We start from the raw sequence: 25,215 nt of genomic DNA, 5'->3' as shown, positions 1-25,215 counted from the left end.
ACCCCCCTTGCAGAAGGAGTCTGCGTTGAGTCCCACCCCCCAGCGGCGCGCCACCACGGCCGGCGCGCTTGTTGCCGCGGCCGCTCTCCTCGCCGTAGGCATCCAGACCGGATCCGCCACCGCCGACGCCACCGCGTCACAGGCCGGCTCGGTCGCCCAGGCCAACCCGGGCGCGGCCAACCTCAAACTCAGCGCTTCGGAGCGTGCGACGCTCCTGGCCGAGGCCAACTCCACCACCGCGCAGGCCGCCAAGGCGCTCAGCCTCGGCAGCGGCGAGAAGCTCATCGTCCGCGACGTGGTCAAGGACGTGGACGGCACCACCCACACCTCGTACGAGCGCACCTACGACGGCATACCGGTGCTCGGCGGTGACCTGACCATCCACGCCAAGGGCGGCGTCACCAAGCGCGTCACCAAGGCCACCAACCACGACCTGAAGGTGGACACCACCGCCACCGTCGCGCCGTCCGCCGCGGAGGGCCAGGCGGTCTCCGCCGCCAACGCCGAGGGCTCCAAGGACGTCAAGGCCACCAAGGGCGCCCGCAAGGTGATCTGGGCGGCCGAGGGCGCTCCCGTCCTCGCCTTCGAGACCGTCGTCGGCGGCCTCCAGCACGACGGCACGCCCAGCGAGCTGCACGTGGTGACCAACGCCAAGACCGGCGCGAAGATCACCGAGTGGCAGGCCGTCAAGACCGGCACCGGCAACACCATGTACAGCGGCCAGGTGACGATCGGGACCGCGCAGTCGGGCAGCAACTTCACGCTGAACGACGCCTCGCGCGGCGGCCACAAGACGAACAACCTGAACCGGGCCACCTCCGGCACCGGCACCCTGTTCTCCGGAGCGGACGACATCTGGGGCAACGGCCTGCCGGCCAACCTGGAGACGGCCGCCGCCGACGCCCACTACGGCGCGCAGGTGACGTGGGACTACTTCAAGAACGTCCACGGCCGCAACGGCCTGCGCAACGACGGGGTCTCCCCGTACAGCCGGGTCCACTACGGCAACAACTACGTGAACGCCTTCTGGGACGACTCCTGCTTCTGCATGACGTACGGCGACGGTGACGGCAACGCCAAGCCGCTCACGTCCACCGACGTGGCCGCGCACGAGATGACGCACGGCCTGACCTCGGTCACCGGCAACATGACCTACGCCGGTGAGCCCGGTGGTCTGAACGAGGCCACCTCCGACATCTTCGCGGCGGCGGTCGAGTTCTACGCCGCCAACCCGCAGGACGTCGGCGACTACCTGGTCGGCGAGAAGATCGACATCCGCGGCAACGGCACCCCGCTGCGCTACATGGACAAGCCGAGCAAGGACGGCTCGTCGAAGGACGCCTGGTACTCGGGCATCGGCTCGATCGACGTCCACTACTCCTCGGGCCCGGCCAACCACTGGTACTACCTGGCCTCCGAGGGCTCCGGCGCCAAGGTCGTCAACGGCGTGAGCTACGACTCGCCGACCTCCGACGGCCTCCCGGTCACCGCGATCGGCCGCGACGCCGCGTCCAAGATCTGGTTCCGCGCCCTGACCACCAACCTGTTCAGGTCGAACACCAACTACGCGGCCGCCCGTACCGCCACCCTGCAGGCCGCTGCCGACCTGTACGGCGCCGGCTCGACCACGTACAACAACGCCGCGAACGCCTGGGCCGCCATCAACGTCGGTCCGCGCATCGTCAACGGCGTCACGGTCACCAACCCGGGCAACCAGACCACCGTCACGGGCAGCGCCGTCAGCCTCCAGGTCCAGGCCACCAGCACCAACGCGGGCGCCCTGAGCTACGCGGCGACCGGCCTGCCGGCCGGGCTGTCGATCAACGCCTCCAACGGCCTGATCTCGGGTACGGCCTCCACGGCGGGCACGTCCAACGTGACCGTCACGGTGACCGACTCGGCGAACCAGACCGGGACGGCGGCGTTCACCTGGACGGTCGGTGCCACGCAGCCGAACGTCTTCGAGAACACCACGGACTACGCCATCGCCGACAACGCGACGGTCGACTCCCCGATCACCGTGAGCCGCACGGGCAACGCCCCGAGCACGCTCAAGGTGGACGTGAACATCCTCCACACGTACATCGGTGACCTGAAGGTCGACCTCGTCGCCCCCGACGGCACCCTGTACAACCTGCACAACCGCACCGGCGGCAGCGCGGACAACATCATCAAGTCCGTCACGGTCAACGCCTCCTCCGAGGTCGCCAACGGAGTGTGGAAGCTCCGGGTCAACGACAACGCGAACATCGACACCGGCAAGATCGACAGCTGGAAGCTCACCTTCTGACTCCCACCGGGGCCGTCCGTGAACCAGAGCTGAACCGCTAGACCACGGGGCCGCCCGGGAGAAGACCTCCCCGGGCGGCCCTGTTCCATTCCCCCGCCCCTCGTACCGTTGGCCCCCGCCGGACCGGGTCCAGCGCCCCTGAGGGCCGGGACCTTCGGCGCCATTCGGCGGGCGGCTCCCGGGTCATAGTGGAATCCAGCGAACCTACGGAACCGTAGGTTCGGGTGATTCCGAGGACGTGACCCATGCCGCAGACCCCCACGACCGCCCCCGCCGCGCAGCACCCCTGGCTGATCCAGGGCGGCATGGGCGTCGGCGTCTCCGGCTGGCGGCTGGCCGGGGCCGTGTCCGGCGAGGGCCAGTTGGGCGTGGTCTCCGGGACGGCGCTGGACGTCGTACTGGCCCGCGTGCTGCAGACCGGCGACCCCGGCGGCCACGCCCGCCGGGCCCTGGCGGCCTTCCCGCTGCCGGAGCTGGCCCAGTCCGCCCTCGACCTCTACTTCCGCGAGGAGGGCCTCGCGGACGGCGTGGCGATGCGCACCACCCCGCGGCTGCGGGCGACGGGCGGCTCGCAGGCCGAGATCCTCACCGTCCTCGGCAACTTCGTCGAGGTCTGGCTCGCCAAGGAGGGACATGACGGTGTCATCGGCATCAACTACCTGGAGAAGATCCAGCTCGCCACGGCCCCCGCAATGTTCGGCGCGATCCTGGCAGGCGTCGACTACGTGCTCGTGGGCGCGGGAGTCCCCGGTCAGATCCCTGCCCTCGCCTCAAGGCTGGCGCGCTACGAACGCTGCGTGAGCAAGATCCACGTGGAGGGAGGACCTCATGGGGACGAGCCCCTGGAGCACCTCTTCGACCCCGCGGCCCTGCTCGCCGGGCACCTGCCCGGCCCGCTGCGCCGCCCCCACGTGCTGGCCATCGTCTCGCTCCCGGTCCTGGCCGCCTACCTGGCCCGGGACGAGATCACCCGCCCCGACGGCTTCGTGATCGAGACCAGCCAGGCCGGCGGCCACAGCGCCCCGCCGCGCGGGCCGATGAAGCTCGACGGGGACGGCGAGCCGGTCTACGGCCCGCGCGACAACCCCGATCTCGCCAAGATGGCGGCGCTCGGGCTGCCGTTCTGGCTCGCCGGCGGCCAGGCCGGCCCCGGGGCCGTGGCGGCGGCACTCGCCGAGGGCGCGGCCGGGGTCCAGATCGGCAGCGCGTTCGCCCTGTGCGAGGAGTCGGGGATGGCCCGCCACCTGCGCGAGGAGCTGCTGGACCGGGCCCACTCCGGCACCCTCTCGGTCCGCAACGACCCCGAGGCCTCCCCCACCTCCTTCCCCTTCAAGGTGGCGGACCTGCCGGGGACGGTCTCCGAGCCGGAGGTGTCCGAGGCCCGGCGCCGGATCTGCGACCTGGGGTTCCTGCGCACTCCCGTACGGGGTCCGCGCGGCCTGGTGTACCGGTGCGCGGCCGAGCCGGTGGCCGCGTACGTCCGCAAGGGCGGCGAGGCCTCCGACACCAAGGGCCGCCAGTGCCTGTGCAACGGCCTGCTGGCCACGATCGGGCTGGCCCAGCGGCGGCCGCACGGCCGGGTGGAGCCCCCGCTGGTGACGATCGGCAAGGACCTGTCCTTCCTCCCCGAGCTCGCCCCGAACGCCGAGCCCTACACGGCCGCGGACGTGGTGCGCTGGCTCGCGGCCGGCGCGGAGCGGCCCGCCGCCGGCTGAGGGCCGTGCCGGTCGCAAGCAGGTGGTACGCGAAGGGGCCGGCACCCGTGGGGCAGTCCCCAGGGGTACCGGGCCCTCTCCTCCGGACGGGGATCAGCCGATGGAGCGGAGGATCCGGTCGAAGAGGTCCGGCGCCTCCCCGGCCTGCCGGTCGGCGGCGCGGCCGCCGATGCTGCGGTCGTCGTCCCAGCCGCCGTCGTGGTCGTGGTGGCCGTGGTGCCCGTCGTCGGAGGGCTTGAAGAAGACCGACCGCACCGACAGGTCCCGCGCCCTCTCGCCCGGCTGCAGCGTCTCCACGGCCGCGCCTCCGCAGGAGCGGTCCTCGAAGAGCACCGCCAGCGACTCCGTGTCGTTCTCCACCTGGAAGGCCGGGTGGTTCCGCGAGGCGTTCGTCAGCTGGTAGCAGGTGTCGTTGTCGGCGGGCTCGATCTGACCGCGGCGGGTGTCACCGTCGCTGTCGGTGTACCGGTAGTACAGGGTTCCGAGGCGCTCGCGGTCGTCGGCGTCGTTGGCGTACGACAGCCCGGCGGTCGGCAGGACCAGCGCGAGGGCGCCTACGAGTGCGGTGGCGGTGGTGCGAAGACGCATGGGGGAGTCCGTTTCTCGGGTTCCTCGGGTTCCTCTGATGCCTGGTGCGGTGGGCATCCGCGGGCAGCGTAGGAGCGGACGGCCACGGAGAAACGATTCGGCACGGCAGCGCGTTCGAAGGTTCACCCTCACGGTCCCCTCATCGCTCGAACGCCCGGACGCCCCGGATCCGCGCGGGATCCGGGGCGTCCGGGTGCGGCGACCACGTGGGGCGTCCAGGTACGGCGACCAGGCGGGCGATGCCGTCAGCGCAGCACCACGCCGCCCCCCGCCTCCGTGTCCACCGGCCCGGCGACCAGGCCCAGTTCGGCCGGGGTCGCCAGCAGCGGGTGCGCCGGCAGGATCCGTACGGTGTAGCCGAAGGGCCCCGTACGGTCGAGGGCGAGCGGGCCCTCGTACAGCCAGCGGCCCTCCAGGTCCGGTCCGCCGGCCGGCTTGAGCGGGAAGGCCCGCCCGCCTTGGATCACGTCCTGCGCGTCGACCCGGCCCGCGACGGCCTGCACCTCCACGTCCTCGGGGGCCAGGGCGTCGAGGGAGACCTGCACGCGCAGGGTGAGGGTGGCCCCGAGCTCGGCGGTGCCGCCGACCGGGCCCGCGGTCAGGGCCTCCACGTGCTCGACGGTGAGCTGCGGCCAGGCCGCCCGGACCCTCCCCTTCCACCAGGCGAGGTCCCGCGCCGCGTCCGGGGTCAGGGCGCGGTGGGAGAGCGCGGCCGGGGCGTAGAGCCGCTCCACGTACTCCCGCACCATGCGACCCGCGAGCACCTTGGGCCCCAGGGAGACAAGGGTGCGCCGGACCATCTCGATCCACCGCACGGGGAGTCCGGCCTGTCCGGCCCGGTCGTAGAACCGGGGGGCGACCCGGCCCTCGATCAGGTCGTAGAGGGCGTTCGCCTCCAGGTCGTCGCGGCGGTCCTCGTCCGCGCCGAGTCCGTCGGCGGTCGGGATGGCCCAGCCGAAGTCCGGCTCGAACCATTCGTCCCACCAGCCGTCCAGGACGGACAGGTTGAGGCAGCCGTTGAGCGCCGCCTTCATCCCGCTGGTGCCGCAGGCCTCCAGCGGGCGCAGCGGGTTGTTCAGCCAGACGTCGCAGCCCGGGTAGAGCTTCTGGGCCATGGCCATGCCGTAGTCGGGCAGGAACACGATCCGGTGGCGGACGCGGGGGTCGTCCGCGAACCGCACCAGCTCCTGGACGAGCCGCTTCCCGCCGTCGTCGGCCGGGTGCGCCTTGCCCGCGACCACGATCTGCACGGGCCGGTCCGGGTCCAGCAGCAGACGGCGCAGCCGGTCGGGGTCGCGCAGCATCAGCGTGAGCCGCTTGTAGGACGGCACCCGGCGGGCGAACCCGATGGTCAGCACGTCGGGGTCGAGGACGGAGTCCACCCAGCCCAGTTCGGCGTCGGCGGCCCCGCGCTGGCGCCAGGAGGCGCGCAGGCGGTCCCGTACCTCGTGTACGAGCTGCTCCCTGAGCACCCGGCGCAGGTCCCAGACGTCCTGGTCGGGGATGTCGGCGACGGCGTCCCAGCGCTGCGAGCCGCCGACGGAGAGGGCGTCCTCGGTGCGGCCGGCGCCGATCTGCTTCGCGCCGAGCTTCACCACCTCGGGCGCCACCCAGGTCGGGGCGTGCACGCCGTTGGTCACCGAGGTGATGGGGACGTCGGCGGGGTCGAAGCCCGGCCACAGCCCGGCGAACATCTCCCGGCTGACGGCGCCGTGCAGGGTGGAGACCCCGTTGGCCCGCTGGGCGAGGCGCAGGCCCATCACCGCCATGTTGAACACCCCGGGGTCGCCGCCGGGGTAGGTCTCGGCGCCGAGCGCCAGGATCCGGTCGACGGGTACGCCGGCCAGTTCGCCGCCCTCGCCGAAGTGGCGGGCGACCAGGGCCCGGTCGAAGCGGTCGATGCCGGCGGGGACGGGGGTGTGCGTGGTGAACACGGTGCCGGCCCGGACGGCTTCGACGGCGGCGTCGAAGCCGAGTCCCGGCTGCCCCTCCAGTTCTCTTATGCGCTCCAGTCCCAGGAACCCGGCGTGGCCCTCGTTGGTGTGGAAGACCTCGGGGTCGGGATGCCCGGTGATCCGGCAGTAGGCGCGCACGGCCCGGACCCCGCCGATGCCGAGGAGCATCTCCTGCAGCAGCCGGTGGTCGCTGCCGCCTCCGTAGAGCCGGTCGGTCACCTCGCGGGCGACGGCGTCGTTGTCCTCGACATCGGAGTCGAGGAGCAGCAGCGGCACCCGGCCGACGCGGGCCTGCCAGACGTGTGCGTGCAGGGCCCGGCCGCCGGGCAGGCTCAGGGACACCCGCGCGGGGGTCCCGTCCTCCTCGCGCACCAGCGCGACGGGCAGTTCGTTGGGGTCGAGCACCGGATAGTGCTCCTGCTGCCAGCCGTCCCGGGAGAGGGACTGGCGGAAGTACCCGTGCCGGTAGAGCAGTCCGACACCGATGAGGGGGACGCCGAGGTCGCTGGCGGCCTTGAGGTGGTCCCCGGCGAGGATCCCGAGCCCGCCGGAGTACTGGGGCAGGGCGGCGGTGATCCCGAACTCGGGCGAGAAGTAGGCGATGCCGGCGGGCAGCTCGGCTGCGGCCTCGTGGCTCTGGTACCACCTCCCGCCGTGGACGTAGTCATCGAGGTCGGCGGCGGCGACGGCGAGCCGCCGCAGGAACCGCCGGTCCCCGGCGAGCTCGGCGATCCGCGCGGCGGACACGGCGCCGAGCAGCCGGACGGGATCCCCGCCGGCGGCTTGCCAGCCCTCGGGATCGACGGATTGGAAGAGTTCACGGGTCTCGGCGTGCCAGGACCAGCGCAGGTTGCGCGCGAGGTCGGCGAGCGGCGAGAGGGTCTCGGGGAGGACGGGGCGCACGGTGAATCGACGGATAGCCTTCACGCGTTCCACCTTCGCAGGGGATTACGGATCGGAGCGGCCGCACCACGCTGTGCACCGCGAGCGTCACCCTCGGAAGGCTAGCGGCGACCGCTCCGCGCGGCCATGGCGCCTCGAGCCGCGCCCTCCAACAGTTCGGCGAGATAGGGCCGCAGCCCGTCGGGCAGCCCGCCTGGATCGATGGTGCGCAGCACGCCGGCCGCCGCTGGATCCAGGAACACGCCGAGTTCCAGCAGTGCGTGGAGTTGCGCCTCCAGGGCCCCGTGGCCGCCCTCACGGGCGGCCGCCCGCGCGAGCGCGGAGCACAGCGCCCGGCCGTCCCGCGGATTCCGAGCCTCCGGCCAGTCCCCCGCCTCGTCGGCCGCGAGCTCCCGCCCCCGCGCGTCCCCTGCCGCCAGGCGCCGCACGAGCTCCGCCACCGCAGGATCCCGCGGGACCGGCCTCGCGTCCACGTTCCAGTCGGGCGGGAGTTCGTCGTCGCAGAAGACGCACACGAACCAGTCGTCGCGGACCACGTTGCACTCGCCGCAGGACGTGCACCGGCGGAAGACCACCGCGTGGGTGAAGGCCGCCGGGTGGCGGATGCCCGCTCGGTCCAGGGCCGCGGCGACGGCCGGCCAGGCGGTCAGGTCCGGGCAGTAGCCGGTGGACAGGTTGCTCACCTCCACGGCCGTCCAGCCGGTCAGCGCGTCCCGCGCGAAGCCGATCTCGCCCGCCGCGCGGACCGGGGCGCCGCCCGCGCACGCGACGTGTTCGCTGCGGCGCGGGGCGATCCTCAGCACGCCCGTGGCGTCCACCACGTACGTGTGCGGGTCTCCCAGGTCGCCGCCGAGGTCCGCCGCGGCGCGTACGGGCCGCCCGAGCACTCCGCCCCGCAGGTTCGTGGCGAGTTCGGGCGGTCCCACGTAACGGAACAGCGGAGGTACGGACATCCGGTAGTCCTCTTCGAGTTGACGGAGCACGGGCGGGTGTCGGGCCGCGGGGACCGGGCAGGCGTTCCAGTACGTACGAGTAGTTAACCGAGCACGCGGGTTGGGCGGAGCTGGAGTGGGAAGGGCTCCCCGGGTACGCGCACGGCGCACCTCCCCCCGACCTCTCCCGCCACCCGAGTGAACGCGGACAGGAGCGGCCATGCCCGCAGCCCAGCCGTCTTCCGAGCAGCTAGAAACAGAGCGAACAGAGCGTGCACTACCAGCCGCCATGCCGGCTGGCCTGTTGTCACCGAGCCCTGCGAACTGCCCCCAGGTGATCCCATCATGATCGGTCGCATTCCCGTGCTGGACGTCCGCCCCGCCGTTGACTGCGGCGTCAGACCCGCCAAGGCGGTCGTGGACGAGGTATTCGAGATTTCCGCCACCGTGTTCCGCGAGGGGCACGACGCCGTGGCGGCCCATGTCGTGCTCCGAGATCCGAGCGGGCGGCTGCGGCCCCCCGTGCCCCTGTCCGAGCTCGCTCCCGGCACCGACCGGTGGGGGGCGCGGGTGTCCGCCGAGGTCGAGGGGAGGTGGACTTACACCGTCGAGGCGTGGAGCGACCCGGTGGGCACCTGGCGGGCCCACGCGGCGGTGAAGATCCCGGCCGGGATCGACACCGGGCTCACCCTCCTGGAGGGCGCCGAGCTCTACGAGCGCGCCGCCGCCAAGATCCCCAAGCGCGACGGCCGCGAGCACGTGCTGGCCGCCGCGGACGTGATGCGCGACGAGGACCGGCCCGTCGCCGAGCGGTACGCGGCCGCCCTCGGTCCCCGCATCGACGCGCTGCTCGCGAAGCGCCCGCTCCGGGAGCTGGTGACGGCCTCCAAGCCGCTGCCGCTGCTGATCGAGCGCAAGCTGGCCCTCTTCGGCTCCTGGTACGAGATGTTCCCCCGGTCGGAGGGGGCGGTGCTGGAGCCCGGCGGGGCTCCCGTCAGCGGGACCTTCCGGACCGCCGCGGAGCGGCTGCCGGCCATCGCCGCGATGGGCTTCGACGTGGTGTACCTGCCGCCGATCCACCCGATCGGGAGCACGTACCGCAAGGGCCCGAACAACACCCTGTCCGCAGGGAGTTGGGATCCCGGCGTGCCCTGGGCCATCGGCTCCACCGAGGGCGGACACGACGCCGTCCACCCCGAGCTCGGCACCCTGGAGGACTTCGACGCCTTCGTCGCCAAGGCCCGGGAGCTGCGCATCGAGGTGGCGCTCGACTTCGCCCTGCAGTGCTCCCCGGACCACCCGTGGGTGGAGAAGCACCCGGAGTGGTTCCGCCACCGCGCCGACGGCACGATCGCGTACGCCGAGAACCCGCCGAAGAAGTACCAGGACATCGTCCCCATCCACTTCGACGCCGACATGGCCGGCATCGTCGAGGAGACGGTGCGGATCCTGCGGCACTGGATGGAGCACGGCGTCCGCATCTTCCGGGTCGACAACCCGCACACCAAGCCGGTGGTCTTCTGGCAGAAGGTGATCGCGGACATCAACAAGTCCGACCCGGACGTGATCTTCCTCGCCGAGGCCTTCACCCGCCCCGCGATGATGCGGGCACTGGCCGCCGTCGGCTTCCAGCAGTCCTACACGTACTTCACCTGGCGCAACACCAAGGCCGAGCTGACCGAGTACCTGACCGAGCTCGCGGACACCCGCTCCGCCTCCGTCATGCGGCCGAATTTCTTCGTCAACACCCCCGACATCCTGCACGCCTACCTTCAGCACGGCGGCCGCCCCGCCTTCGAGATCCGCGCGGTCCTCGCCGCCACGCTCTCCCCGACCTGGGGTGTCTACGCCGGTTACGAGCTCTGCGAGAACACGCCGGTCAAGGAGGGCAGCGAGGAGTACCTGAACTCCGAGAAGTACGAGCTGCGCCCGCGCGACTGGGCCGCCGCCGACCGCGAGGGCCGCACGATCGCCCCGCTGATCACCTCGCTGAACCGGCTGCGCCGGCGCAACCCGGCGCTCCAGCAGCTCCGCGACATCCATTTCCACCCGACCGACAACGAACAGGTGATCGCCTATTCGAAGCACGCGGGGAGCAATTCCGTACTGGTGGTCGTCAACCTCGATCCGCACCACACCCAGGAGGCGACGGTCTCGTTGGACATGCCGGTACTCGGCCTCGACTGGCACGGGTCCCTCGCGGTGCGCGACGAGCTCACCGGCGAGACCTATCACTGGGGCAGGGCCAACTACGTGCGCCTGGAACCGGGCCGCACGCCCGCGCACGTACTGGCGGCTCTGCGACCGTCCCCGCCCACCGGAGGGTCACCCATCTCATGATGATCAACGATCCCGTCCCCGACACGTTCGAGGACACCCCCGCCAAGGACCGCGATCCCGACTGGTTCAAGCGGGCGGTCTTCTACGAGGTCCTCGTACGGTCCTTCCACGACAGCAACGGCGACGGCGTGGGTGACCTCAAGGGGCTCACCGCCAAGCTGGACTACCTCCAGTGGCTCGGCGTCGACTGCCTGTGGCTCCCGCCGTTCTTCGCCTCGCCCCTGCGCGACGGGGGCTACGACGTCGCCGACTACACCTCCGTGCTGCCCGAGTTCGGCGACCTCGCCGACTTCGTGGAGTTCGTCGACGCGGCGCACACCCGCGGCATGCGGGTGATCATCGACTTCGTCATGAACCACACGAGCGATCAGCACGAGTGGTTCCAGCAGTCCCGCAAGGACCCGGACGGGCCCTACGGCGACTACTACATGTGGGCCGACAACGACAAGCAGTTCCAGGACGCCCGCATCATCTTCGTCGACACCGAGACCTCGAACTGGACGTACGACCCGGTCCGCAAGCAGTACTACTGGCACCGGTTCTTCTCCCACCAGCCGGACCTCAACTACGAGAACCCGGCCGTGGTCGAGGAGATCGTCTCCGCGCTCCGCTTCTGGCTCGACCTCGGCATCGACGGCTTCCGCCTCGACGCCGTGCCCTACCTGTACGCCGAGGAGGGCACCAACTGCGAGAACCTGCCGCGCACGCACACCCTCCTCAAGGCGGTCCGCGCCGAGATCGACGCGCACTACCCGGACACGGTGCTGCTCGCCGAGGCCAATCAGTGGCCCGAGGACGTAGTCGACTACTTCGGGGACTTCCAGAAGGGCGGGGACGAGTGCCACATGGCCTTCCACTTCCCCGTCATGCCGCGCATCTTCATGGCGGTGCGAAGAGAGTCCCGCTACCCGGTCTCCGAAATCCTGGCGAAGACCCCGGCGATCCCGGACCGCTGCCAGTGGGGCATCTTCCTGCGCAACCACGACGAGCTCACGCTCGAAATGGTCACGGACGAAGAGCGCGACTACATGTACGCCGAGTACGCCAAGGACCCGCGGATGCGGGCCAACATCGGCATCCGGCGCCGGCTCGCCCCCCTGCTGGACAACGACCGCAACCAGATGGAGCTGTTCACCGCCCTGCTGCTGTCGCTGCCCGGTTCGCCGGTGCTGTACTACGGCGACGAGATCGGCATGGGCGACAACATCTGGCTCGGCGACCGCGACGGCGTGCGCACGCCGATGCAGTGGACCCCGGACCGCAACGCCGGTTTCTCCTCGTGTGATCCGGGCAGGCTGAACCTGCCGGTCATCATGGACCCGGTCCACGGGTACCAGGTGACCAACGTCGAAGCGGCGATGGCCTCACCGTCTTCGCTGCTGCACTGGACCCGCCGGATGATCGAGGTCCGCAAGGCCAACCCGGCCTTCGGACTCGGCTCGTACACCGAACTGCCGTCGACGAACCCGGCGGTGCTCGCCTTCCTCCGTGAATACGGGGACGACCTGGTGCTGTGCGTGCACAACTTCTCGCGCTTCGCGCAGCCCACCGAGCTGGACCTGCGGTCGTTCAACGGACGGGTCCCGGTGGAACTCACCGGCGACGTCCGCTTCCCGCCGATCGGCGAATGGCCGTACCTGCTGACCCTGGCGGGCCACGGCTTCTACTGGTTCCGCCTGCGCTCGGAATAGCGGCCGGCCCGGGGCGGGCGCGGCGAATGGGTCAACCGCCCGCCCCTGTACGGATCATCCTGACCCGACACTCGCACACACCGGAGAAGCAACCAGCGCAATCCGGGACACAATGCGCATTCTTTGACGGCCCGGGGAAAGGACGCGACGCCATGTCGGAGGCTGCATCCGCCCGGGATCGGCTCACCGCCGACCGGGCCGCCGGGCTCGGGCTCGGTCCACTGGAGCCGATGCTGCGGGCCTGGCTGCCCGCGCAGCGCTGGTTCGCGGGCAAGGGCCGTGCCATCGGACGGCTCAGGACCATCTCGGCGGCCGAACTGCTGCCGCCGGGCTCCGCCCCCGGACTGCTGCACCTGCTGCTGGACGTGGACGGGGACTGCTACCAACTGCTGCTCGGCATCCGCCCGAGCCCGCTGCCGCCGGCCCTCGCGCCCGCGCTGATCGGCCGCGCCGAGCAGGGCCCGTACGCCGGCCAGTCGGTCTACGAGGGCCTGGGCGATCCGCGGCTCGCCTCGCTGCTGCTGGAGCGGCTGCGCTCCCCCGGCACCCTCGGCCCGCTGCGCTTCGACCGGGATCCGGCCGCCGTGATCCCCGAGGCGCCCACCCCCCGGCCGCTGTCCGGGGAGCAGACCAACTCCTCGCTGATCTACGGGGATTCGTACATCCTGAAGATCTTCAGACGGGTCGGCCCCGGGGTCAATCCCGACCTGGAGCTGCCCCGGGCGCTGGCCGCCGCCGGCTGCGCCCGGGTGCCCGCGCCGGTCGCCTGGTACGAGGCGGAGCTGCCCGGCTGCGAACCGCTGACCCTGGGCGTGCTCCAGCCGTACCTGCGGGGCTCCGACGACGGCTGGCAGCTCGCGCTGCACCGGCTGCGCACCGGGGCCGATTTCACCGCCGAGGCGCACGCGCTGGGCCGGGCCACCGCCGAGGTGCACAGCGCGCTGGCCGGGGCCCTGCCCACCGTCGCGCTGGGTCCGGAGCAGACGGCCCGGCTGGCCGCCGGGATGACGGCCCGGCTCGCCGCCACCGCCCGCGAGGTACCGGCCCTGCGGCCCTACGAGGCGGGGCTGCGCGGGGCCTTCGACGCGCTGGCCGCCTCCCGCGGGGCGGGGGTGCCCGCCCAGCGCATCCACGGGGACCTGCACCTGGGCCAGACCCTGCGCACCGCGGACGGCAGTTGGGCGCTGATCGACTTCGAGGGCGAGCCGGCCCGGCCGCTGGCCGACCGGCGCCGCCCCGAGCCGGCGGTCCGGGACATCGCCGGGATACTGCGTTCCTTCGACTACGCGGCCCGCTCGCACCGGCCGTTCGCCCCCGCCTGGGCGGACGACTGCCGGGCCGCCTTCTGCGAGGGCTACGCCCGCACGACCGGCCGGGACCCGCGCGAGGACCCCGTGCTCCTGCGCGCCTACGAGACCGACAAGGCGGTGTACGAGGCCCGCTACGAGTCCCGGCACCGCCCCGACTGGCTGCACGTGCCGATGGCGGCGATCCGGCGGCTGTCGGAGCCGCAGCGTCCCGGCGTCCACCGCACGCGTCCCCCCGTCCCCGGATCCACCACCCCCCACCCGAAGCCCCCGAGGAGGCCGCTCGCGTGAGCGCCGCACGACAGCCGTCACCGACCGTCCGCGACGAAGCCAAGACCGCCGTCAGCGACGGTGCCGGCACCTCCGCCGAAACGAGTGTGAAGAAGCCCCGGGCCCCCCGGGCCCGGCGGGCCGCTCCGGCGCACGGGGTCCGGCCGGTGCCGGCGCTGGGCGCGGAGGAGCGGGCCCGGCTGCTGGAGGGCCGCCACCACGATCCCCACGGGGTGCTCGGGGCCCGTGCCCAGCGGGGCGGGGTGTCCTTCCGGGTGCTGCGTCCGTACGCGAAGGCGGTCACCATCGTCGCCAAGGGGCTGCGGGCCGAGCTCCTCGACGAGGGCGACGGGCTGTTCTCCGGGCTGCTGCCGCTGGCCGGGGTGCCGGACTACCGGCTGCTGGTGGCGTACGACAGCGACGAGGTGGAGGTCCACGACCCCTACCGGTTCCTGCCCGCGCTCGGCGAGCTCGACCTGCACCTGATCGGCGAGGGCCGGCACGAGGAGCTGTGGACGGCGCTCGGCTCGGAGCCGATGGAGCACCAGGGCGTGGCGGGCACCCGGTTCACGGTGTGGGCGCCGAACGCGCAGGGGGTGCGGGTCAGCGGGGACTTCTCGTACTGGGACTCGGTCGCCTTCCCGATGCGCTCGCTCGGCGCGACCGGCGTCTGGGAGCTGTTCCTCCCCGGTGTCGGCGAGGGCGCCCTGTACAAGTACGACATCACCCGCCCGGACGGCTCGCACACCCTGCGCGCCGACCCGATGGCGAAGCACGCCGAGGTCCCGCCGGCCAACGCCTCGGTGGTGACGGCCTCCTCCTACACCTGGCAGGACGCCGACTGGATGGCCTCGCGCGGGGAACGCCCGCCGCACCAGGCCCCCTTCTCCGTGTACGAGCTGCACCTGGCGTCCTGGCGGCCCGGCCTCTCGTACCGGCAGCTGGCCGAGCAGCTGCCCGCGTACGTGACGGAGCTCGGCTTCACGCACGTGGAGCTGATGCCGGTCGCCGAGCACCCCTTCGGCGGCTCCTGGGGCTACCAGGTCACTGGCTTCTACGCGCCGACCTCCCGGATGGGCACCCCGGACGACTTCCGCTTCCTGGTGGACTCGCTGCACCGGGCCGGAATCGGGGTGATCGTCGACTGGGTGCCGGCGCACTTCCCGCGCGACGACTGGGCGCTCGCCGAGTTCGACGGACGGCCACTGTACGAGCACCCCGATCCGCGGCGGGCCGCGCACCCGGACTGGGGGACCCTGGAGTTCGACTACGGACGCCGGGAGGTCCGCAACTTCCTCGTGGCCAACGCCGTGTACTGGTGCCAGGAGTTCCACGTGGACGGGCTGCGCGTGGACGCGGTGGCCTCGATGCTCTACCTCGACTACTCGCGCAAGGACGGCGAGTGGACGCCCAACGAGCACGGCGGGCGGGACAACCCGGACGCGGTGGCGATGCTCCAGGAGATGAACGCCACCGTCTACCGGCGCTGCCCGGGCGTGGTGACGATCGCCGAGGAGTCCACGGCATGGCCGGGCGTCACCCAGCCCACCGACACGGGCGGGCTCGGCTTCGGCCTGAAGTGGAACATGGGCTGGATGCACGACACCCTGCGCTACGCGTCCAAGGAGTCGGTGCACCGCAAGTATCACCACCACGACATGACCTTCGGGATGATCTACGCGTTCAGCGAGAACTACGTGCTGCCGATCTCGCACGACGAGGTGGTGCACGGCAAGGGCTCGCTGGTGTCGAAGATGCCCGGGGACTGGTGGCAGCAGCGGGCGGCGCACCGGGCGTACCTGGGCTTCATGTGGGCCCACCCGGGCAAGCAGCTGCTCTTCATGGGGCAGGAGTTCGCGCAGGGGTCGGAGTGGTCCGAGACGTACGGCCCGGACTGGTGGCTGCTGGACTCCTCGTACGCGGCGGCCGGTGACCACCGGGGCGTACGCAGCCTCGTGGGCGACCTGAACCGCACCTACCGGGCGGCGCCCGCCCTGTGGGAGCGGGACACCGTGCCGGAGGGCTTCGCGTGGGTGGAGGCGGACGCGGCGGAGGACAACGTCTTCGCCTTCCTGCGGTTCGCGCAGGACGGCTCGCAGCTGCTGTGCGTCTCGAACTTCTCGCCGGTGGTGCGGCACGGGTACCGGATCGGGGTCCCGGAGGAGGTACCGCTGTGGCGGGAGGTGCTCAACACCGACCAGCAGCTCTACGGCGGCAGCGGCGTCCACCACACCCAGCCGCTGCGCCCCGAGCCGGTGCCCGCGCAGGGCCGGCCGGCCAGCCTGCGCCTGACCCTCCCGCCCCTGGCCACGCTCTGGCTCAGGCCGATGCCGCGGCGGTAGCCCCGAGCACCCCTTCCAGCTCCTGGAGGAGCCTGCGCTTGGCGCGGGCTCCGACCAGTTGCAGGACGGGCTCGCCGTCGCGGAAGACGAGCAGGGTCGGCATGGACAGCACCCCGTAGCGCGCGAGCGTTGCGGGGTTGGTGTCCGCGTCGATCTGGACGACCTTGAGGCGGTCGGCCTCTTCCGCGGCGACGGCGGACAGGACGGGCGCGAGCTGGCGGCACGGACCGCACCAGTCGGCGGTGAACTCCACCAGGACGGGTCGGCCGCGCTCGGCGAGCACCTCCCGCTCGAAGTCCGCGTCGGTCACTTCGGCCACACCGTGGGCCTTCATCGTGTTTCCCCTCTCGTCCCGACCGGATCAGCCGGTCATCTCGCATCTGGGCTGTGCAGCTTCGGCTTCGGCGAGCTGGCTCGCGACATGGTCGCGCACGGCGCCGAGGCGGCCGATCAGACCGTCCAGTTCGGTGAGCTTGCGCCGGTAGACGGCCATTGAGGCCGGACAGGAGTCGCCGGCCGGATGCCCGGCGCGCAGGCATTCCACGAACGGACGGGTCTCCTCCAGGTCGAAGCCGAAGTCCTGGAGCGTGCGGATCTGGCGGAGCAGCCGCAGGTCGTCCTCGTCGTAGGTGCGGTAGCCGTTGCCGTCGCGCCGCGCGGGCAGCAGTCCCCGTGACTCGTAGTACCTGAGCGTCCGGGTGCTGGTGCCCGCACGCTCGGCCAGTTCGCCGATTCGCATGGCCCCGACGGTAATCCTTGACGCCGACGTCAAGGCAAGGAGATCCCGTGAGGGGATCGTGCACGGGTCTACCGCTACCGCGGCCGGAAACGTACGCTGGGAAGTGGATCACCGATCACTCCGATTACCGGACAGTCGCAGAGAAAACCGACTAAAGACCCTAACTCCATAGGACTTTCCTACGAGTTATGGGCTTGTTTGATTGGTCTGTAGTCGCCGTGCCTCGGCCACTCCTACGGTGTGCCATGTGCACTCCAGCCCCCCTTTCAATGCCCCCGCCGCGCGTCGTCTCCGCGCTGCCCTGGGCATGGCTCCCGGTCATGTCGCCTATGGCCTGCGCGCCCAGTACGGACTGCTCGTCACTCCCGAGACCGTGATGGCGTGGGAGCGTGGCGAGATTTCGCCCACCTCCCCCGAGCTCACCGCCCTGGCAGGCGTGCTCTGGTGCTCCCCCGGCGAGCTGCTCGCCGAGCCCGTCACCCTGCGGGAACACCGCATCGCCCGGGGTCTGGCCGCCGAGGACCTGGCCCGTCGGGTCGGGGTGGAGGCCGGCGCGTACCAGAAGATGGAGGACACCGGCCGCTGGAAGGGCAACGAGCGGCAGTCCGCCGCGCTGGCGACGGCGCTCGGGCTGACGCTGGCCCAGTTCGTGACGGCGACCGGCAAGCACGAGGAGCTGGCCGAGCTGCTGCGCAGTGCGGTGACCACGCGCTGGCAGGCGTACGTGAAGCCGCTGTCCAAGCTGCTTCCGGTGCCCAAGGGGCACCTGGAGCGGGTGCTGGAGCAGCTTCACGGCGAGTACCAGTCCCGGATGGTGGCGACCCTGAGCTGGGGCGGCGGGCAGGGCGAGGCCGGCAGCGGCGACTCGGGACGTGAGTACCTCACGGACATCGTGGAGCGGTTCTGGGCCCTCGCGGGCGGTGCGGCGTAGGACACATTTCGTCCGCGTTCTCCCTACGGGAAAGGCCCCGACCGCGTCCAGACGAGGACGTGATCGGGGCCTTTCAGCGCTCGAAGTCGGGACGGGGGTCCCGCCCCGGGGGCCGGTCGGCAGGCCGCCGTGGCGGCGGCCGCCAGGCCTTAGGCCAGCGGCGCGTGCACCACGGTCGCCGTGATGCCCGCCCGGGCGAGGTCCTTCGTCAGCCGGTCCGCCACCGTCCGGTCTCCGACCAGGATGGTCGGCGCGGCGGGGAGCCCGGCGATCGCCTTCTTCAGGTGGACCAGCGACTGGTCGTAGTGCTTGCCGGCTTCCTGATTCTTGAAGTCCTTCTCGGTGGGCGGGCCGCCCATCTTGACGTAGAAGATCTCGTACAGCTCCACCATGTCGCCCGCCCGGTGGTTCAGGAGCTGGGCGAGGAAGGTGGACTTCAGGTTCAGGTACGCGTCGTTGGAGTACAGGGCGATCACCGGGCCCGGCCGGTCCTCGATGTCCCGCCCGACGAGCGCCCGGGCCGGCGGGCCCATGTCGCTGCGGGCCTCGCCCCTGGCCCACTTGAGCATCGGGCTCTCGTTGAAGGCCGAGGTGGTCTCCAGCCGCTTCGCGAAGCTGATCCATCCGGAGGGGACCCCGAACTGCACGCCTCCGAAGAGTGCGAGTGCGGCGACCACCGCGAGGCCGGACTGCAGCAGCCGCTCCGCCTTGCGGCGCCACGGTGAGCCCTTGGGCCGCTCGGCGGGCAGGAGCAGCAGCCCGACCAGGCCCAGCGAGATCACACTGATCACCAGGCCGGCGGCGGCCAGCTTCTCGAAGTAGTACGAGAGGTAGCCGATGGTCTTCGTCTGGTAGACGCCGAAGAGGGTGAGCATCGTGATCGCGCCGAGGACCAGCACGAGGACCATCTGTCCGGTGGCCGTGCGGCGGTTCGCCCGCAGGGAGGCGGCCAGCAGGGCCGCCAGGGCGCATCCGATGAGCACCGGGCGGTCGGGGACGACCATCGGGCCGGCGAGGTTCGAGGTCTTGGAGACGTCGAGCTTGGTCAGGACGGAGAAGACGCTGGGCAGCCCCGCGACCAGCGTGCCGCCCGCCAGCACCCCGAGCAGCAGCAGCCGCCGGGGGGCGAAGCGCCGCCGGTGGACGATGAGGACCGCGGCCAGGGCCAGGCCGAGCAGGGCCCCGTAGAGGTTGTAGACGAAGGTCACGGTCACCAGGCCGGCCACCCCGACGAGGGCGAACTCGGCCCGTCCCATCGCGGGCCGCACGAGCAGCGCCAGTCCGACGGCGAGGAAGAGCAGCCCGACGGTCTCGGAGTCGAAGCCCTTCTCGACGAGGTTCGCCATGGAGCCGGACAGCATCACCGCCATCACGGTGGCGCAGACCGCCGCGGCACGCCAGCCGCGCAGGCGCGGGCCGCCGATCCAGCGGGCGGCCCAGACCAGGACGGCGCAGAGCAGGGCGTAGGCGCCGATGACGTACAGGAGGTACCGGTTCATCATCTCGGCGGCGGGGCCGCCGTCGGTCGAGGACTTCACGAGGACGTCGATCCACGCCAGCAGGAAGTGGGTGCCCTGCGGGTAGACGGCCTCCGACGGGGTCATCATGAACGTCTTGGCGGCCTCCTGGTGGAGGAAGTTGTAGCCGCCCACGTGGTGGATGCCGTCGAAGTACGAGAAGTGCCCCATCCGGTCCTCGGACGTGACGAAGAAGGCCAGCCGCTCGGTGATCGACTTCCCGGCGAGCGGGTGGTGCATGTAGTGCCAGACCACCCCGGCGGTACCGAGCACCAGCGCGTCCGTGCCGCGCAGCCGCAGCGGGATGTGCGGGCGGCGGCCGGACAGCCAGCCGCAGACGGACACGACGGTCAGCAGGAAGCCGGCGCCCGGGACGGGGGCCAGCCCCCACGGCCAGACGGAGAAGAGCAGCCCGAAGGCCATGACGGCGCCGCAGAGGATGAAGGCGGAGACGACCAGCCGGTCGAGGAGGCCGCCGCCCACCCGGATCAGGGACCCGATCGCCAGGACCAGGACGGGGATCAGCACCACGTCCAGGCTCAGCGCGTCGAGGAGCAGCGGCAGCGCCCAGGACAGAGCCACGGCCGCGGCGAGGACGGGCCACCGGCGTGGGGCCGGGTCCGGGGCGCCGGGCTGTCCTGCCTGCGGGTCTTCGGCGTTCCTACGGGTCAAAAGGGCAGGGCGGGTCGCCACGGGAGACGGGAACCTTCCATCGTGCGCACGGGAGCCGGATGAGGGGCCTGGACTTCGCGGCCCGATCCGGCCATGTGCGGCTCGGCCAATCAATCCCCCAACGGCGGAGTCTTCGGATCATAACGCGGGGCGGGGTCCGAACGAGGTGTGGCCCGACCCCGTCCCGGTGGGGACGCGGACGGGCCACCCGGGCCGCACGGCCGGTCTCCGCGACCCCTGAGGGGCGGTGCGGACCGGGCCTTTCGGCGACGGAATTCGGGACGGAAGTCCCGGCCGGGACGGTCAGAAGACGGACTCGGCCTCGTACATGCGGTCCTCGGGGACGGTCTTCAGCTCGGTGACGGCGTCGGCCAGCGGGGCCATGACGATGTCGGTGCCGCGCAGGGCGGTCATGTTGCCGAAATCACCGCGGTGGACGCCCTCGACCGCGTGCCAGCCGAAGCGGGTCGCGAGGACGCGGTCGTACGCGGTGGGGGTGCCGCCGCGCTGGACGTGGCCGAGGATGACCGGGCGGGCCTCCTTGCCCAGGCGCCGCTCCAGCTCGACGGCGAGGCGGTTGCCGATGCCGGCGAAGCGCTCGTGGCCGTACTGGTCGATCGCGCCCTTCTCGTACGGCATGGAGCCCTCGCCGGGGTGCGCGCCTTCGGCCACGCAGATGACGGCGAACTTCTTACCGCGGGCGAATCGTTCCTCCACCATCTTGACCAGGGCGTCCACCTCGAAGGGGCGCTCCGGCAGGCAGATTCCGTGGGCGCCGCCGGCCATGCCGGACTCCAGGGCGATCCAGCCCGCGTGCCGGCCCATGACCTCGACGACCATGACGCGCTGGTGCGATTCGGCGGTGGTCTTGAGGCGGTCGATGGCCTCCGTGGCGACCATGACGGCGGTGTCGAAGCCGAAGGTGCGGTCGGTGGAGGAGATGTCGTTGTCGATGGTCTTCGGTACGCCGACGACCGGCATGCCCGCGTCCGACAGCATCCGGGCGGCGGTCAGGGTGCCCTCGCCGCCGATGGGGATCAGGGCGTCGATGCCATAGCGCTTGGCCAGTTCGACGGCGTTCTCGGCCGCTTCGTGGAGGCGGGCGCGCTCCATGCGGGCGGATCCGAGGATCGTGCCGCCGCGGGCGAGGATGCCGCTGACCGCGTTGATGTCGAGGGGGCGGAAGTTGCCGTCGAGGAGGCCCTTGAAGCCGTCCTCGAAGCCGATGACCTCGTCCCCGTGCCCGACCACGGCACGGTGTACGACCGACCGGATGACAGCGTTCAGGCCCGGGCAGTCGCCGCCTGCGGTGAGAACTCCGATACGCATCGTGCTGTGTCTCCTGCTCCTGGTCGTACGTGACTGTTCGCGTGCGGGCGTCCAGTCGACGCGACATATGAGGTGCCCTATGAGGTGCCATATGAGGTGCCGTGTGAAGGGCGTATTGATGAAGCCTGTCCGATTGTTCCACGGGCTCCGGGTGGCGCGCGCTCTGTGGCACGCCACCCGCGGAGGGCCCGCAGGGCCTTTCGGCCCCCTCTCGCAGGCCCTTCTCCCGGCGGGCGCCCTAGGGAATCGCAGGGGTATTGTCAAGAGGTCAAGCCCATATTTACTGGGACAACCGACTCGAATTGGGACGGAGAGCACGCGTGACGCGCAGCGTGTACGTGACGGGTATCGAGCGGGGGGACGGCCGCCAGGTCGTCGAGCTGGGCATCATGGAGCTCCTGACCCGCCAGACAGGCCGGGTGGGCGTGTACCGCCCCCTGTTGCACGACGGGCCCGACCGGCTCTTCGACCTGCTCAAGGGCCGGTACCGGATCGACCAGGACGCCGCGACGGCCTACGGCATGGAGTACCACGAGGCCTCCGCCATCCTGGCCGAGAAGGGCACCGACGAACTGGTCTCCCAGCTCGTGGGCCGCTACCAGAAGGTGGCGCGCGACTACGAGGTCATGCTGGTCCTCGGCACCGACTACGCCGACACCAACCTCCCGGACGAGCTGGCGCTCAACGCCCGCCTCGCCAACGAGCTGGGCGCGCTGGTCATCCCCGTCGTGGGCGGCACCAAGCACCCCGCCGAGGCCGTGCGCGCCGAGACCCGCAACGCCTACCGCGCGTACGAGGCCCTGGGCTGCCACGTGGGCGCGATGGTCGTCAACCGGGTGGCCGCCGAGGACCGCGACGTGATAGCCGAGCGCCTGGCCGCCCGGCTCCCCGTGCCCTGTTACGTCCTGCCGGACGACAAGCACCTGTCCGCCCCGACGGTCGCCCAGATCACCCGGGCGCTCGGCGGCGAGGTGCTCCTCGGCGACGAGGCCGGACTGGCCCGCGACGCCCTGGACTTCGTCTTCGGCGGGGCCATGCTGCCGAACTTCCTGAACGCCCTGACCCCCGGCTGCCTGGTCGTCACCCCCGGGGACCGCTCCGACCTGGTGGTCGGCGCGCTCGCCGCGCACACCTCCGGCACCCCGCCGATCGCCGGCGTGCTGCTGACGCTGAACGAGCGCCCGAGCAAGGACATCCTGACGCTGGCCTCCAAGCTGGCCCCGGGCACCCCGGTGGTCTCGGTGGCGGGCAACAGCTTCCCGACGGCCGCCGAACTCTTCGCGCTGCAGAGCCGGTTGAACTCCGCGACCCCGCGCAAGCTGGAGACCGCGCTCGGCCTGTTCGAGCGCCACGTGGACACCGCCGAGCTCCGCGAGGTGCTCTCGGTGGCCCGCTCCGAGCGGGTCACGCCGATGATGTTCGAGAACCAGCTGCTGGAGCAGGCCCGCGCCGAGCGCCGCCGCGTGGTCCTCCCCGAGGGCGCCGAGGAGCGCGTGCTGCGCGCCGCGGACGTGGTGCTGCGCCGCGGGGTCTGCGACCTCACCCTGCTGGGCGAGGAGCCGGCGATCCTGAAGAAGGCCGCCGACCTGGGCATCGACATCTCGGCCGCCCAGCTCATCGACCCCGCCACCTCCCCGCTGCGGGAACGATTCGCCGAGTACTACGCCAAGGCCCGCGCCCACAAGGGCATGACCGTCGAGCTGGCCCACGACGTGGTCACCGACGTCAACTACTTCGGCACCCTGATGGTCCAGGAGGGCCTCGCCGACGGCATGGTCTCCGGCTCGGTGCACTCCACCGCCGCCACGATCCGCCCGGCCTTCGAGATCATCAAGACCAAGCCCGACGCGTCCATCGTCTCCTCGGTCTTCTTCATGTGCCTGGCCGACAAGGTCCTCGCGTACGGCGACTGCGCCGTGAACCCGGACCCCAACGCCGAGCAGCTCGCCGACATCGCCGTCCAGTCGGCCACCACCGCCGCCGCCTTCGGCCTGGAGCCGCGGATCGCGATGCTCTCGTACTCGACCGGCACCTCCGGGTCGGGCGCGGACGTGGACAAGGTCCGCAAGGCCACCGAGATCGTCCGCGCACAGCGCCCCGATCTGCTGATCGAGGGACCGATCCAGTACGACGCGGCCGTGGAGCCCTCGGTCGCCGCGACCAAGCTGCCCGAGTCCGAGGTGGCCGGCCGCGCGACGGTGCTGATCTTCCCCGACCTCAACACCGGCAACAACACGTACAAGGCCGTGCAGCGCTCGGCCGGCGCCGTGGCGGTCGGACCGGTCCTGCAGGGCCTACGCAAGCCCGTCAACGACCTCTCGCGCGGCGCACTGGTCCAGGACATCGTCACCACCGTGGCCATCACCGCCATCCAGGCGCAGTCCCGGCCCGTGGCCGGCTGAGCAGGAAGGGCACGATCAGCACCAGCCGGGTTGAGACCAGCCCGGACGAGCATCACGTGTGCGGAGTTCTTGTCCCTGGGGGACACGGCTCCGCACGCGGTGCACGAATAGGTTCGTTCCGAGAGGGGTAGTGCGTGCTTGGTTCTCGCTCCGCACTGCGCGCAGTCCATGGTGGTGTGCGCGGGGTGGACCAGGTGCACGGCACGACCGTGCTTGCGACCCATCTGGATCAGGGCCGTCTTCGTGGCGCCGATCGCGGCGTCTGCCGCCTTGCGGGCCATGGTGGACTTGGCGAGGAAGCTCGCCTTGAAGTCCTCGACGGCCAAGGCGTCGTGATCACGGACCACCCTCTTGGCCCACTTGCGGCCGGTGTCCTGACGCTGCCGGGCAATCTTCTTCTGCACCTTCGCGGCCTGCCGCCGCGCCTGACGGTAGCCCTTCGACTGGGCCTTGCCCCTGGGTGCGCGGCGTCGGACCATCATCCGCTGGTAGCGCGCGAAGCGGCCGGCGGCCTCCCTGCCATGTTCAGCGTGGGGCAGGTCGTGCTCGTCGGACGTGGTGGTCGCGATCTCCCGCACGCCCCAGTCAACGCCGATCACCGCGCCCGTGTCGGGCAGCGGCTCGGTGGTCGTGGAGACGACGAAACTGGCGTACCAGTGCCCGAGACTGTCCCGGTACACACGCACCGACGACGGCGGCTCGGGCAGATCCCGCGACCACACGACAGTCAGGGCGACGTCGCCCGCGAGGTACAGACGCCCGTCCTTCAACCGGAAACCGCGCTGCGAGTAGTTGAGCGTGGGGTCCGTTGCGTCCTTCTTCTTGTACTTCGGCATCCCGGCGCGCTGCCGCATCGGCAACCGGGCCTTGATGTCCTTGACCGCCTTCGTCCGGGACTTGGCGAAGTCCCGGATGATCTGCTGCTGCGGAACGCTGCTGCCCTCACGCAGCCACGCCATCGAGCGCCGGGCCCCGGTCAGCATCTTGTCGAGCTGCGACGGACCACACGTCACCTTCTCGTCGGCCGTCTTGTTGTCGGCGTGGACCTTGCGGGACATCGCCACGCACTCGTTCCACACCCACCGGCACCGCGCCCACTCCGCCTCAAGCCGGGCAAGCGCGGCAGACGACACACGAAGCCTGAAGGTGTACCGGGCATGCCCGGAATCCCTCACGTCCATCGCTCCTGTCGGCATGCATGCCCCCAACCTAACCGCCCCCACTGACAACGAAAGAGAGTGCAGGTCACAACAGATGAGCAACGAACTCCGCCGCTACGCGGCTCCGCCCCA

At 71.5% G+C, this 25,215-nt stretch carries 15 protein-coding genes and 1 pseudogene; 8 read left to right on the top strand and 8 right to left on the bottom strand.

What is annotated here, in order from left to right; translation table 11 throughout:
* Positions 1–25: 25 nt before the first annotated feature.
* Together AC061S_RS12495 and AC061S_RS12490 are read left to right on the top strand one after the other, a co-directional pair.
* Complete coding sequence (locus AC061S_RS12495; protein ID WP_478685975.1) at positions 26–2,290, top strand: M4 family metallopeptidase; 2,265 nt, start codon at positions 26–28, stop codon at positions 2,288–2,290.
* A gap of 245 nt (positions 2,291–2,535) precedes the next feature.
* Positions 2,536–4,005 carry a nitronate monooxygenase gene (locus AC061S_RS12490; protein WP_478685974.1) on the top strand — a complete coding sequence of 490 codons (1,470 nt, stop codon included), beginning with the start codon at positions 2,536–2,538 and terminating at the stop codon, positions 4,003–4,005.
* 93 nt (positions 4,006–4,098) lie between these two features.
* Here the strand turns inward: AC061S_RS12490 and AC061S_RS12485 are convergent, their stop codons facing one another.
* The 3 genes from AC061S_RS12485 to AC061S_RS12475 form a co-directional block, all read right to left on the bottom strand.
* The gene (locus AC061S_RS12485; RefSeq protein ID WP_478685973.1) at positions 4,099–4,593 is read right to left on the bottom strand and encodes a hypothetical protein; all 495 of its coding nucleotides are present in this window, start codon (positions 4,591–4,593) and stop codon (positions 4,099–4,101) included.
* Positions 4,594–4,838: 245 nt separating this feature from the next.
* The gene (gene glgP / locus AC061S_RS12480) at positions 4,839–7,475 is read right to left on the bottom strand and encodes an alpha-glucan family phosphorylase (RefSeq protein WP_478685972.1); all 2,637 of its coding nucleotides are present in this window, start codon (positions 7,473–7,475) and stop codon (positions 4,839–4,841) included.
* Positions 7,476–7,552: 77 nt separating this feature from the next.
* Entirely contained in the window at positions 7,553–8,404 is an 852-nt protein-coding gene (locus AC061S_RS12475) for a hypothetical protein (RefSeq protein WP_478685971.1), read from the bottom strand.
* Between the two features lie 324 nt (positions 8,405–8,728).
* Here AC061S_RS12475 and AC061S_RS12470 point away from each other — a divergent pair, with 324 nt between their 5' ends.
* The 4 genes from AC061S_RS12470 (at position 8,729) to glgB (ending at position 16,333) form a co-directional block, all read left to right on the top strand.
* Complete coding sequence (locus tag AC061S_RS12470; protein ID WP_478685970.1) at positions 8,729–10,723, top strand: alpha-1,4-glucan--maltose-1-phosphate maltosyltransferase; 1,995 nt, start codon at positions 8,729–8,731, stop codon at positions 10,721–10,723.
* Entirely contained in the window at positions 10,720–12,414 is a 1,695-nt protein-coding gene (gene treS / locus AC061S_RS12465; RefSeq protein WP_266904332.1) for a maltose alpha-D-glucosyltransferase, read from the top strand. The genes AC061S_RS12470 and treS overlap by 4 nt, the downstream gene beginning before the upstream one ends.
* Positions 12,415–12,566: 152 nt before the next feature.
* Positions 12,567–14,012 (top strand): maltokinase N-terminal cap-like domain-containing protein, encoded by a 1,446-nt coding sequence (locus AC061S_RS12460; RefSeq protein WP_478685969.1) that lies wholly within the window; start codon positions 12,567–12,569, stop codon positions 14,010–14,012.
* Entirely contained in the window at positions 14,009–16,333 is a 2,325-nt protein-coding gene (glgB, locus tag AC061S_RS12455; protein ID WP_478685968.1) for a 1,4-alpha-glucan branching enzyme, read from the top strand. The genes AC061S_RS12460 and glgB overlap by 4 nt, the downstream gene beginning before the upstream one ends.
* Here the strand turns inward: glgB and AC061S_RS12450 are convergent.
* Positions 16,311–16,667: a thioredoxin family protein gene (locus AC061S_RS12450; RefSeq protein WP_478685967.1), complete on the bottom strand. Its 357-nt coding sequence runs from the start codon at positions 16,665–16,667 to the stop codon at positions 16,311–16,313. The genes glgB and AC061S_RS12450 overlap by 23 nt on opposite strands.
* Before the next feature lie 27 nt (positions 16,668–16,694).
* Positions 16,695–17,072, bottom strand: coding sequence for a MerR family transcriptional regulator (locus tag AC061S_RS12445; protein WP_478685966.1), 378 nt, complete (start codon positions 17,070–17,072; stop codon positions 16,695–16,697).
* Between the two features lie 307 nt (positions 17,073–17,379).
* Between AC061S_RS12445 and AC061S_RS12440 the strand changes: the two genes are divergently transcribed.
* Positions 17,380–18,003: a helix-turn-helix domain-containing protein gene (locus AC061S_RS12440; RefSeq protein WP_478685965.1), complete on the top strand. Its 624-nt coding sequence runs from the start codon at positions 17,380–17,382 to the stop codon at positions 18,001–18,003.
* 149 nt (positions 18,004–18,152) lie between these two features.
* Here the strand turns inward: AC061S_RS12440 and AC061S_RS12435 are convergent, their stop codons facing one another.
* Both AC061S_RS12435 and AC061S_RS12430 read right to left on the bottom strand, forming a co-directional pair.
* The gene (locus AC061S_RS12435; protein WP_478685964.1) at positions 18,153–20,213 is read right to left on the bottom strand and encodes a hypothetical protein; all 2,061 of its coding nucleotides are present in this window, start codon (positions 20,211–20,213) and stop codon (positions 18,153–18,155) included.
* 282 nt (positions 20,214–20,495) lie between these two features.
* The gene (locus AC061S_RS12430; protein ID WP_243336280.1) at positions 20,496–21,521 is read right to left on the bottom strand and encodes an ATP-dependent 6-phosphofructokinase; all 1,026 of its coding nucleotides are present in this window, start codon (positions 21,519–21,521) and stop codon (positions 20,496–20,498) included.
* 320 nt (positions 21,522–21,841) lie between these two features.
* On the opposite strand from AC061S_RS12430, the gene pta reads away from it, so the two are divergent.
* On the top strand, positions 21,842–23,923 hold the full coding sequence (gene pta, locus AC061S_RS12425; RefSeq protein WP_478685963.1) for a phosphate acetyltransferase: 2,082 nt from the start codon (positions 21,842–21,844) through the stop codon (positions 23,921–23,923).
* Here the strand turns inward: pta and AC061S_RS12420 are convergent.
* Positions 23,923–25,104, bottom strand: a pseudogene (locus AC061S_RS12420) (RNA-guided endonuclease InsQ/TnpB family protein); the annotation flags it as partial. The gene pta and the pseudogene AC061S_RS12420 sit on opposite strands and share 1 nt — an antisense overlap.
* Positions 25,105–25,215: the final 111 nt, after the last annotated feature.

Source organism: Streptomyces sp. CA189, assembly GCF_056428985.1.
The sequence above is the reverse complement of the archived record's forward strand: the minus strand, read 5'-3'. Positions and strand labels throughout refer to the sequence as shown.